This is a genomic window from Streptomyces arenae (genome assembly GCF_022343545.1).
Taxonomy (GTDB): Bacteria; Actinomycetota; Actinomycetes; order Streptomycetales; family Streptomycetaceae; genus Streptomyces; species Streptomyces humi.
The window spans coordinates 63,236-74,908 of record NZ_JAKQYH010000013.1 but is presented as its reverse complement, the minus strand read 5'-3'; the positions used below and the strand labels follow the sequence as shown (position 1 = coordinate 74,908).

At 73.1% G+C, this 11,673-nt stretch carries 9 protein-coding genes; 1 reads left to right on the top strand and 8 read right to left on the bottom strand.

Going from position 1 to position 11,673, the window contains the following annotated elements; genetic code table 11:
• The first annotated feature begins 178 nt into the window (after window positions 1–178).
• The gene (locus MB828_RS06880; protein WP_301647370.1) at window positions 179–1,264 is read left to right on the top strand and encodes a glycoside hydrolase family 25 protein; all 1,086 of its coding nucleotides are present in this window, start codon (window positions 179–181) and stop codon (window positions 1,262–1,264) included.
• 152 nt (window positions 1,265–1,416) lie between these two features.
• Here MB828_RS06880 and MB828_RS06875 read toward each other — a convergent pair whose 3' ends face one another.
• From MB828_RS06875 to MB828_RS06840, 8 genes are all read right to left on the bottom strand, one after another.
• Window positions 1,417–4,317, bottom strand: a complete 2,901-nt coding sequence (locus MB828_RS06875; protein ID WP_301647369.1) for a polysaccharide lyase family 8 super-sandwich domain-containing protein — start codon at window positions 4,315–4,317, stop codon at window positions 1,417–1,419.
• A 100-nt stretch (window positions 4,318–4,417) separates the two neighbouring features.
• The gene (locus tag MB828_RS06870) at window positions 4,418–5,272 is read right to left on the bottom strand and encodes a class II fructose-bisphosphate aldolase (RefSeq protein ID WP_301647368.1); all 855 of its coding nucleotides are present in this window, start codon (window positions 5,270–5,272) and stop codon (window positions 4,418–4,420) included.
• 123 nt (window positions 5,273–5,395) lie between these two features.
• Window positions 5,396–6,316 (bottom strand): 1-phosphofructokinase family hexose kinase, encoded by a 921-nt coding sequence (locus tag MB828_RS06865; RefSeq protein ID WP_301647367.1) that lies wholly within the window; start codon window positions 6,314–6,316, stop codon window positions 5,396–5,398.
• Window positions 6,313–7,386 (bottom strand): ROK family protein, encoded by a 1,074-nt coding sequence (locus MB828_RS06860; RefSeq protein ID WP_301647366.1) that lies wholly within the window; start codon window positions 7,384–7,386, stop codon window positions 6,313–6,315. Before MB828_RS06860 ends, MB828_RS06865 begins: the two co-directional genes overlap by 4 nt.
• Before the next feature lie 19 nt (window positions 7,387–7,405).
• On the bottom strand, window positions 7,406–8,284 hold the full coding sequence (locus MB828_RS06855; protein ID WP_301647365.1) for an SIS domain-containing protein: 879 nt from the start codon (window positions 8,282–8,284) through the stop codon (window positions 7,406–7,408).
• Window positions 8,285–8,566: 282 nt separating this feature from the next.
• The gene (locus MB828_RS06850; RefSeq protein ID WP_301647364.1) at window positions 8,567–9,583 is read right to left on the bottom strand and encodes a Gfo/Idh/MocA family protein; all 1,017 of its coding nucleotides are present in this window, start codon (window positions 9,581–9,583) and stop codon (window positions 8,567–8,569) included.
• Window positions 9,580–10,686: a GntR family transcriptional regulator gene (locus MB828_RS06845; protein WP_301647363.1), complete on the bottom strand. Its 1,107-nt coding sequence runs from the start codon at window positions 10,684–10,686 to the stop codon at window positions 9,580–9,582. The genes MB828_RS06850 and MB828_RS06845 overlap by 4 nt, the downstream gene beginning before the upstream one ends.
• Window positions 10,687–10,715: 29 nt before the next feature.
• A complete protein-coding gene (locus tag MB828_RS06840; RefSeq protein WP_301647362.1) occupies window positions 10,716–11,597 on the bottom strand; it encodes a carbohydrate ABC transporter permease in 882 nt (293 codons plus the stop codon).
• Between the last annotated feature and the right edge of the window lie 76 nt (window positions 11,598–11,673).

Here is an 11,673-nt window from a genome sequence, read left to right as displayed (position 1 = left end):
CCGACACGATCACTTCCGGGGGGTCTCCGAAAGACACGATCCAAAAGTGGTGCAAAACCTCTCTTTCCTGAGCGTACCGGCCGGGACGGTGTGAGGGTGGTCAGTCGACGGCTGAGCACAGGGAGTTGACCATGCCGCAGCCCCAACCACCCACATCGGCATCGACGGAAGGCGGCGCATGACGGCCTCGTCCACCTGCCGGGGCATCGACGTCTCCGAGCACCAGGCCCCGCAGGACTGGGCCGCCCACAAGCGGGCCGGCCTGGCGTTCGGCTTCGCCAAGGCGAGCGAGGGCGAGCACAGCCACGACAGCCGCTTCCCCCTGCACATCTCGGGCATCATCGCCGCCCGGCTCCTCCCCGGCAGCTACCACTTCGCGTGGCCGAACCAGGACGCCAGGACCGAGGCCGCGAACTACGTCAGCGCCGCCCGGCCCTACGCGGACGCGCAGCCGCTGTACACGCACTGGCTGGACCTGGAGGCCTACCCCGACCGGCGCAACTACGCCGGCCGTTCCGCCGCCCAGATCCGGTCGTGGGCGGCGGCCTGGATCGCGGCCGTCCAGGGCGCGTTCCCCGGGCAGCGCGTCGGGATCTACACCTCGGCCGACGACCTGGCCGCCGGCCATGTCCCCGGCGGCCTGCCGCTCTGGTACCCGGCCTACCCCTGGGGCGCCGCCGACTACCCGCGCGCGGAGGCCGCGGCACGGCCCGCGCCGTCCGGCTGGACGCCGCTGCTGTGGCAGTTCACCAGCACCCCGCTCGACCGATCCATCGCCTACCGCTCCGAGGCCGCCCTGCGCGCCTGGGCCGCGGGCACCACGGCGAACACCGACGAGGAGGACCCCGTGCCCGACCAAGTGAACCTCGGCATCGCCGCGCCCTACCAACTGGCCCCGGGGGCCTGGGACTCGGTGGAGTTCACCACCGAGTGGGCCGACACCGCGGACCAGCACGCCACCGACGGCTCCGTCTTCGCCCGCGGCGCCTGCCGGTTCACCGGTTCGGTGAGCCTGCACATCACCGGACTCGCGGCCGGCGCGACCGTCCAGGTCCGCATGTCGGAGTACGAGGGTGACCAGCACATCGCCGACCACCCGATCGACGAGGCGGTCGGCACCCTGGGCGACACCTACCACGTCACCCCCCTCACCAAGCACCTGACGGCCGGCCGCGGCATGCGCGTCCGGCTCCTCAACAACGGCGGCACGCCGGTCACGGTGCAGAGCGCGGTCCTGACCGCACTCAGCTGGCCGGCACACTGACCCGCCGCCACCCACAGCCAAGTCCCACCGGCCCCGGCATCCGCCGGGGCCGACGCACGTCGGGAACAGCGTCCGGCGAGCGCTTCGCACGGTGTCCGCTCGCGAGGCGGGCGACGACTCGGCACCCCGCTCAGCTGACACGAGCGGGCTTGTCACTCGGCGGCCACGGTGAGCAGCAGCATGGGCGGGTTCACGGTGTTCTCACGGGAGTTGAGGATCACGGCCAGGCCCGCGGCCTGCTCGGCCAGGGCCAGTGACACCCTGCCGCCGAGGGCCGGCCCCACCTGGGACGTCACGTCGAACCGCAGCGTACTTCTGGTGGTCGTGGCGACGGTGGAGGACAGAACGGCGCCGAGGGCGGGCTTGGTGTTCCACGTGAGTGTGGACTCGGTCCAGTCGGTCTCGGCGACGCCGAAGGCGGCGATCGACGTGGTGTCGCCGCCACTGTCCGAGACGTAGCCGTACACCGACAGGGTGGCGGCACTGATCGCGCCGATGAGGGGTGAGGTGTCGAAGGCCAGGTACGACTGCCGGCTGTAGCCGCTGCCGCTCGCGTTCTTGACGACCAGGGTGGTGGCGCTTCCGTAGCCGGTCGCCGCGTAGGCGCCGTCCCGGACGTAGGCGTCCCCCACGGGGGCGAGCACGGCCGAGGTGAGGGTGAAGGTGGCCTCGCGGGTGGCGCCGGCCGCGCCGGAGAGGTCGACGACGAGAACCGTGTCCGGTGCCGACCGGATGACGGTGATCGTGTCGTCGGCGCTCACCAGGTCCCCGCCGAGCGCGAGTTGGACCGTGACGGTGGAGGCCGTACGGGACGGGTCCGAGACGCCGACGGCCAACCGGCCCTGCGCCTGGCGGGTGATGACCGCGCACGGCGCGGAGACCGTGATGCCCCCGGCCGAGCCCGCCGCGAAGAAGTTCGCCGCGATCACGCCGCTCGCGGTGTCCCGTACCGCCTGCACCGCGCTCGAGTTGGCGAGCACGGTGACGGTGGGGGCGGCGGCGCGGGCCGCCGTCCGCGCCTTGGTGAAGCCGGGCAGCAGGACGTAGGCGTACGCGTCGGACGCCGGGGCGGTGCCGTGCGACAGGCAGAGCGAGACGTACTGCCGGCTGAGCGTGTCGGTGGGCCCGGACAGCGTGTTGATGTCGCTCCAGGCGCCCGTGCGGGTCGTCCGGGCCGCCTCGACGGTCGCGCCGCCGGGGAAGAGGTAGCCGCCGACGCCCTCCAGGTGGACCCAGGAGTCCACCTGGAGGGTGCTTGCCCAGCCGGCTGTGGCGGGCTGGGCGGTGCCGTCCGCGGTGAGGGTGTTGCCGCCGTCCTCGTGGAGGTTGCGGTTCTCGACCGTGGTGACGACCTCCGCCCCGCTGCCTCCGCTGATGCCCGCGCCCAGGCAGACGACGCTGTCGTCCAGGAGGAACCAGGACTTCTTGGCGGTCAGCGTGGATCCGTACTGCCGGAAGTCCATGCCCACGCAGCCGTAGGTGCCCGACAGGCTCGCTCCGCCGACCCAGGTGGCGGCGGAGCGGGTTCCGGTGCCGGCCGCGTCGGCGAGGGCGAGGGTGTCGACGGTGGTGCCGGGCAGCCGGTAGGGGTCGGCGGTCGGCCAGTAGCCGTCGGTCCAGTGGCCCGGGTCGGAGGCGAGGTAGAGGTAGCCCATGCCGTCGCCGGTGTGCCAGCCGTGCAGGTTCTCGCCGTTGATCGACTCGTAGCGGGCCACGCGGGCCGAGGACAGGGAGAGGGCGTAGGCCCAGCCGTCGCCGCGGTGCACGGCCCGGTCCATGGACGGGAACTGGAGATGCCCGGCGGGTTCACCGGCGGCGCTGATCGACGAGTCGTCGAGTACCGGCTGCGCCATGGCGATTCCGGCGATGGACGCGGTGTCCGCGAAGGGCGCGTAGTCCTCGCCGCGGGTGATCCATCCTTTCGCCAGGCTCCTGAAGTGGTCGGCCTGGGCGGTGGTCGGGGCGGACTCGGCGGCGCGCAGCACGGACTCGATGACGAGGGTGCCGTCGGAGAAGTCCGTCTCGGCGACGCGGCTGACCGCTCTGCCGCGTACGGCGTCCATGCACAGGCCGTTCCACGTCCAGGGCCGGAAGGCGGTGTCGACGGAAGTGTGCACGTGGGTGGCCGCGGTGTCGGTGATCTCCCAGTCGGAACCGTCGAGGAGCTGGAAGAGCGCGGCGAGGCCGCGCAGCAGGACCATGCCGTAGGTGCCGGTGTAGGGGATGTAGGTGTGCTGGACGAACGACCCGTCGGCGTACAGGCCGTCGCCGGAGGTGACGTACGGGAAGACGTCGGAGAGGGCGGAGACGGCGGTGGCGATGCGTTCGCCGTCTCCGCCGAGGATGCCGCGCACCGCGACGACCTGGCACAGGTCCACGCGGTTGGCTCCGGTGGAGGTGGATCGGGCGGTGCCGTACTTGTTGAGAGTCGGGTCGGGCACGAAGTGGTCGACCGCGGCGACCAGGTCGGCTGTCTGCGCCGACGACAGCAGGGGGTACACCAGGACGGCCGCGTTGACCAGTGCGGACGGCGAACCGATCTCCCACTCCCACCAGTTGCCGGACTCGGCGGTGTCGGCGTTGTACACCTGTGCGTGGAGGAAGTCGAGGCCGGAGACGATCGCCGCGCCGAGCTCCGGGTCGCCGTGCAGCGTGCGCCCGCTGCCGTCGGTGGCGGTCGCGCCGGGGGTGGCGTACGCCGTCGCCATGGTCGCCAGTCGCTTGCAGCTGGTCGTCATGTTCGCGGGGGCGGTGAGGGTCAGTCCCGGCCAGAGGGCGCCTGCCGAGGCGTCGGCGGACAGGGAGTTCCACAGGTCGGTGGCGGTGGTGGAGAGGCTGGACAGGGCGGAGGCGTAGGCGTCGTCGGTGGGGTCGATCGATCCGCCGGTGAGGATGTCGGCCCACAGGGCGCGCAGGACCGCCTCGGCGTCCTCGGCCCGGGCGGGCGCGGCGCCCGGGCCGAGCTGGACGGCGCCGGTCAGGGCGCCGAGAGCGACCGCCGCCGCGGTCAGGAAACCACGGCGGCCGAAGGTCATGGCTGTGTTCTCGTGCACGGTGTTCCTCCGCTGGGAACGGGGTCGGGGGACATTGCGAGGGGCGCGCTCCATCGGGACGCGCGGGGTACGGACCGTGCGGGTGGGGTGCGGGGTCGGGTTACGGCGCGGCCGGTTGCGGCGCCCGGCCGATCAGCCGCAGCAGGCGCCCGGTCTCGGCCGTGACCGCCGCGCGGCCCGCCCCCAGATAGCGGCGGGGGTCGACGGAGACCGGGGAGGACTCCAGGTCGGCGCGTACGGCCCGGGTGAACAGCGAGTTGAGATGGGTGGCGATGTTGATCTTCGTCATTCCGCAGGCCACCGCGTCGGCGAGAGCGGCGTCGGCGACCCCGGAGGAGCCGTGCAGGACCAGGGGTACGGGCACGGTGTCACGCAGTTCGCGGATGAGCGCGAAGTCGAGGGCCACATCACGGGTGAGCATCGCGTGCGACGTGCCGACGGCGACCGCGAGGGCGTCGACCCCGGTGGCGGCGACGAACCGTGCCGCGTCGGCCGGGTCGGTGCGCGCGCCCGGCGCGTGCACCCCGTCCTTGCCGCCGATCTCACCGAGTTCGGCCTCCACCCACACCCCGTGCCCGTGACAGAACTCCACGAGCGCCGCGGTGGCGGCGACGTTCTCGGCGTACGGCAGCGCGGAGGCGTCGTACATCACGGACGGCACCCCCAGCGCGACGGCCTCCTCCACCAGGGCCGGCGAGGTGGCGTGGTCCAGGTGCACGGACACCGGCGCCCGGGACTCCTCGGCGGCACTGAGGGCGGCCGAGGCCAGGGGGCGCAGGGCGCCGTGATAGCGGACGGTGTTCTCGCTGATCTGCAGGACGACGGAGGTCTCGGCCTGTTCCGCCGCGGTGACGATCGCGGTGATGTGTTCGAGGTCGACGACGTTGAAGGCGCCGAGACCTCGGTGCGCGGCGGCGGCCGTGTCGGCGAGCGGGCCGGTTCCCACGAGGGGCATGGGCGGGTTCTCCTTCTTCGGCAGGGCGGACCGTGGGCGGCACGGCCGGCCTATCGGTCTGTGTGCGGGTGAGGTGCCGCGGCGCGGGCTGCGGGTGCGCGGCGGCGGGCCGGGCGGACGGCCTCATCCGCCGGGCGTGACGGTCGTCGCCGACAGCAGGTCCCGGTAGACGCGGTCGTCGAAGTCACCCGCCAGCGGGGCTTTCACCGCTGCCGCCGACAGCGCGACCGCCTGCCGGACACGTTCCGGCCACGGTGTGTTCCCGGCCAGGCCGACGCTCAGCGCGGCGACCGCCGCGTCCCCGGCGCCCGTCGGATTTCCGTTCAGGCGTCCCGGTGGCCGGGCCGACAAGACACCGTCCGGGGTGACGGCGAGCAGGCCGTCGGGGCCGAGGGAGACGACCACGGACCGGGCCCCGGCCGCGCGCAGTTTCTCGGCTCCCGCACGGACGTCGGCGGACGCGCCGAGTGTCTCGGCCAGTTCCTGTGCGTTCGGCTTCACCACGGCGGGACCGGCGGACAGGGCTGCCAGCAGCGGAGGGCCGGCGGTGTCGAGGACCACCGGGACGCCCTCCCGGCGGGCCAGCAGAACCAGTTCGGCGTACGTGTCGTCGGGCAGTCCCTCGGGCAGGCTGCCCGAGATCACCACCACTCGGGAGGCCGACAGCAGGCGACGGTAGCTGATCCGGAAATCCAGCCACTCCCCCGCGGTGATGCCGGGCCCGGGTTCCAGCAGAACGGTGGCGTCCCCAGTCTCTCCTTCCACCACGGTGACGGTCTGCCGGGTGGTCCCGGCGATCGTCACCAGCTCGTCGCGCATCCCGGCGGCGGCCAGCTCCCGGCGGACGGCCTGTCCCGACAACCCGCCCACGAGTCCGGTGACCGAGGTGGCGTGGCCGAGCGTCCTCAGGACCCGGGAGACATTGATCCCCTTGCCGCCCGCCCGGTGGTGAGCGACGGTGAGCCGGTGACTGGCGCCGTTGCGGATGCGGTCCACGGTGTAGGTCACGTCGATCGCGGCGTTGAGCGTGACAGTGGTGATCACAGCCCCGCCTCCACGGATGCCCCACGCGCGGCCCGGTGCTCGCCGGTGAGGTCGAGCGCGAGAAGCGCGGCGCCTCGGCAGCCGGCCTGGGCACCGAGTTCCGCGACCAGCAGATCCGGCGGCCGGTGGAAGGCCAGGCGCGCCGCGAGCCCGGTGCGCAGCGGATCGATGAGGGCCGCCCCGGCACGGGCCAGTCCCCCGCCGATCACGATCGTTCCGGGGTCGCACAGCACGGTGTACGCGGCGAGGCCGTCGGCCAGCGACGCCACGGCGCTGTCCCAGATCCGCCGCGCCACCGGTTCACCGGCGCACGCCCGGGCGCAGACATCCTCGGCGGTCACGGCGACGGATCCCACCACACCTTCCGTGTCCCCGATGCCCGCGCCCGCCGTACCGGTCGTACCCGCGGTGTCCGCCGTGTCAGCGGTGTCCGCGGTGTCCGCCGTGTTGGTCGCCCGGGCGTAGCGGCGGGCCACGGCGGACGCGGAGGCCAGTGTTTCGAGGCAGCCGCGGCGCCCGCAGCCGCAGCGCGGCCCACCCCGCCGTACCGTCAGATGGCCGAGCTCACCGGCGCTTTCCCCGCTGCCGTCCAGTACCCGGCCGTCGCGGACGTGGGCGGCGGCGATCCCGGTGCCGAGGGCGACGAACAGGAACTCGGGCCGGCCGCGGCCCGCACCCAGCCGGCCTTCGGCCAGCGCGCCGGCCCGCACGTCGTGGCCCAGGGCCACGGGAAGGCCGAGCCGCTCGGCGAGGACGGCCCGCAGCGGCAGGTCGTGCCAGCCGAGATTGGCCGAGTAACGGGCCACGCCGCGCGCGGTGTCGACGAGGCCGGGTACGGCCACACCGACGGCGAGCGGAGGCCGGCCGGTGCGGGCCACGCACTGGGCGGCGAGGGCGGCGACCGTCTCGGCCACGGTGTCGACGACGGCCTGTGGTCCCCGCTCCCGCCGGGTCGCCCGGCGTTCGGTGCGGGTCACGGTGCCGTCGCTCGCCACCAGCGCGGCCTTGATGTCGGTGCCGCCGAGGTCGACGGCGACCACATGGCCGGGAGGGGGGCTGCTGCCGCTCATGGGGTCCGGGTCCCTTCGGTCAGACGAGCACGACGGAGCGGGTCAGGTTGCGGGGCCGGTCCGGGTCGAGCCCGGCGGCCTCGGCACACGCCACGGCCAGGCGCTGGGCGAGGACCAGTTCGGCGAGCGGGTCGCGGTCGGAGCCGACCAGGATCGCGCCGGTACGGGTGATGTCCTCGGACAGTCCCGCCGGTGCCGGTCCGAAGACCCACACCACCCGTCCGGGGGCGGCGATGCTGATGGGGCCGTGCCGGTACTCCATCGCCAGGTAGCTCTCCGTCCACGCGCCGGCCGCCTCACGCATCTTCAGCGCGGCCTCGTCGGCCAGTCCGCCGGTCCAGCCGGTGCCGAGGAAGGTGACCTGCCCGGCCTGGACCCACCGCGGGTCGAGGGGCTCGGCCAGGGCACGGCGCGCGTCCTGGGCGGCGGGCGCGAGGTCCTCGCCGAGGTGGGCGCGGAGCAGGGCCAGTGCCGTGGTGGCGAACCGGGTCTGCACCACGGACTGCTCGTCGGCGAAGGGCAGACTCAGCACGTGATCGGCCGCCACCGCGGCCGGGGTGCTCCCGTCCGCGGTGATCACGGTGCTGGCGGCCGCCCCCTGTACTGCCGCGATCAGGTCGATGACCTCGGTGGTGGTGCCCGAACGCGTGAGGGCGACGATCCGGTCGTAGCGGCGCCCGGCCGGGAACTGCGAGGCGGCGAAGGCGTCGGTACGGCCGTGGCCGGCCTCCTCGCGCAGGGACGCGTAGGACCGGGCCATGTACAGGGAGGTTCCGCAGCCGACGACCGCGACCTCCTCGCCCGGTGACGGCAGCGCGTCACCGGCACTCGCGGCGGCCTCGGCCGCACGCAGCCAGCACTCCGGCTGGGTGGCGATCTCTTCCTGGGTGAACGACACGGACGTTCCTCTTCTCCTCTTGCTCGTGGCTCGGTCTTCGGGACGGTGAACTGGCGCTCAAGGCTCGCGGCTCAGGAATCAGGACTCAGGACTCAGGACTCAGGACTCACAGGGCGGCGTACCGCAGCGCCTCGGCCAGCGGAGGGGCCTCGGGAACCACCGCTTCTCCCACTCCAGGCAGAGCCGGCCGCGGTCCGGGCCAGCCGGGCCACTTCGTGGACGTCCGCGTCGGGGCAGCCGAGGGTGCTGAACGCCCGTTCCCAGCGCGGTGCCGTGGGCGGGTCAGCCAACGGGCACCTCCGCCCAGTCCGGCACGAGGACCCGCTCGCCGGTGGCGCACGAGGCGTAGACGGACTCCACGGCCTCGACGACGTGGCGCCCATAGGCGGCCGGGATCACGGGCGGCTGTTCGCCCCGTACGGCGGCGGCGAACGCGGCCAGTTGGTCGAGGAAGGCGGTGGGCACATCGTCGGCCGACTCGTCGGCGAGCACCACCGGGGCGCTGCCGTCGTCGGGGTGGAGGACGGCGCCGGAGCCGCGTGCGACACGGATCGTGCCGCGTTCGCCGATCACGGTCATTTCGTCCCGGGCGGGCAGCTGGGTGCTGGTGACCGTGATGTGCCCGACGGCTCCGTCCTCCAGTTCGAGGCGGGCCAGTACGTCGGTCTCCACGAGCAGCTCTCCGCGGTGGACGGCCTTCGCCGTCACCGCCACCGGGCGCCGGCCGGTGAGCCACAGCAGCCGGTCCACACAGTGGGTGCCGATGTTGATGAACACCCCGCCGCCGGACACGGCCGGGTCGAAGAACCAGGCGGGCCTGCTGCCGGGGCGGTAGTCGGTGCCGCGCCAGTCGTGGACGGCCAGTACGGACCCCACGGCGCCCGCGTCGAGAGCTGCCTTGGCGGCGGCCGTGGAGGGCAGGAAGTGCTGGATGTGCCCGACGAAGAGGACGACTCCCGCGTCGGCGCAGGCCCGCTCCATGACGACGCAGTCCTCGGAGCGGGTGGCCATCGGCTTCTCGACCAGTACGTGCAGTCCGGCCGCCGCGGCGTCGGTGACGATGTCGGTGTGCAGGGCGTGCGGGGTGTTGACGACGACGGCGTCCACCAGCCCGGAGGCGATGAGTTCGCGGTGGTCGGTGAAGACCGCGGCGTTCAGCGGTCCGGCGACGCGGCTCGCGGTCTCGGCGACGATGTCGCAGACGGCGGTCACCCGCACGCCGGGGGTGCCGGCGGCGGCGTCGGCGTGCAGCACGCCCACGGCGCCCGCGCCGATCAGGCCGAGCCTTATGGCGGTCACGTGGTGTTCTCCTCAGGGATGACGGAGCCGGTGTCCTGGGCGGCTCCGCAGGACTGGCGGACGATGATGGTGGGGCGCAGCAGGACGCGGCTGCGCGGCAGTTCGGGGTCGTCGAGGCGGCGCAGGAGGGTTTCGGCCGCGGTCTTGCCGAGGTGCCGTTTCGGGGGTGCGACCGCCGTCAGGGGCACGTCGGCGACGTCGGCGATCTCGTCGTCGTAGGCGACCAGGGCGAGGTCACCGGGGACGGTGAGACCGGCCCGGCGCGCGGCGCCGAGCAGCAGCGCCGCCTGTCGGTCGCCGAAGCAGACGGCCGCCTTGGCCCCGGCCTCGCGCAGTACGGCCAGGCAGCGGTCGGCCGCCGCCGGGCTCCACTCCTCCCGGGCGGCCCGGAACTCGACGGTGAGCAGGCCGCGTTCGTCGATCGCCTGGTGGAAGCCCTCGGCCACGGGGCCGGAGGTGGGGCTCGGGTGACGCAGGACGAGACCGATCGTCCGGTGTCCGAGGCCGGCGAGGTGACGGACGGCGTCGTAGGCACCGGCTTCGTGGTGGGTGCACACGTATTCGTTGGTGTCGCCGAGGGAGGCGTGGCGCCGTTCGACCAGAACGCTCGGGACCGGCAGTGCCGCCAGCCGGGCGAGGTAGTCCCGGGCGGGTTCGGGTCCGTCGAGGGTGGGGACGACGAGCAGGCCGTCGACGCCGGCGTCCAGCATGTCCCGCAGGTCCTTGGCCTCGCGTTCCTGGTCGTAGCCGGAGCAGGCGAAGAGCAGCCGGGCGCCGGCGGCGGAGAGGGTCTCCTCGATGCCCTGGAGGACCTTCGGGTAGTAGAAGGCGGTGTCGGGGACGCTGACACCGATCAGTGCGCGGCCGGGCCCGGGCGGGCTCGGCGGGACGACGAAGGTGCCCGAGCCCTGTCTGCGGACGACCAGTCCCTCGGCGACCAGTTCGTCGACGGCGCGGCGCACCGTGCTCACCGAGGTGCCGCTGCTGCCGGCGAGTTCCTTCTCGGTGGGCAGCCGGCTGTCGGCCGGCCACACGCCCTGGAGCAGCTGCCGGCGCAGCTCGGCGGCGAGCTGACGGAACTTCAGGTCACGAACTCCGGTCACGACGGTCCTCAATCTCGCATCGGCTGTACTCACTTGACGGAGCCGACGGTCATTCCCTCGATGATCCGGCGGCCCAGCCACACATAGCAGGCGAGGACGGGCAGGACGACGATGGCCACACCGGCGAAGAGTCCTCCCCAGTCGGCGCCGTTGTACTGCATCTGCTGGAGGAAGCCGAGCAGGGCGAGGGAGAGGGTCTGGTGGTCGGTGGTCTGGATGAAGACCAGGGCGAAGACCGTCTCCCCCCAGTGCTGGATGATGTTGAGGATGAGGACGGTGACGAGACCGCCCCGCGCCATCGGCAGCATGATCTGCCAGAAGGTCCGCAGCGGCGTGGCTCCGTCCAGTGCCGCGGCCTCCTCCAGTTCCACCGGGAGGGTGGCGAAGAAGCCGGTGAGGAAGAACACCGCGAAGGGCAGGGAGGTGGCCACGTAGACGACGATCAGCCCGAACAGGCTGTTGACGAGCTGGAGTTGGTTCATCACCACGAACAGCGGCAGCATCACCATCTGGGCGGGGATGCCGAGTCCCAGGGCGAAGAACAGGGCGAATGAGGAGTTCAGGCGTGTGGTGATGCGGCTGAGGACGTAGGCGGCCGGCGCGGCCAGCAGCAGGGTGACGACGGCGGTGCCGCCCACGACGACGACGGTGTTGACGGCGGCCTGGCCGAACAGGCCGCCGGTCCAGGCCCGTGCGTAGTTTCCCCAGTTCGGGCTGGTGGGGAGCCGCCAGGGTGAGGTGAAGATCTGGTCGCCGGTCTTCAGCGACGACATCAGCAGCCACAGTCCGGTGAGGACGTTGAAGGCGGCGAACAGCCAGACCAGCGGTACGCCGACGATCCGGGCGGTGGTGAGCCGGCGCAGCCGGCGGGTGAGGGGGCCGGGCGGGCGGCTGGGACTGGCGACAGCCATCGGGGCTGACCTCCGTTACGGGGTGCGGAAGGCGCGTGCGAGGGGCGGGTCGTGTCCGGTGCGACCGGAGTGGTGC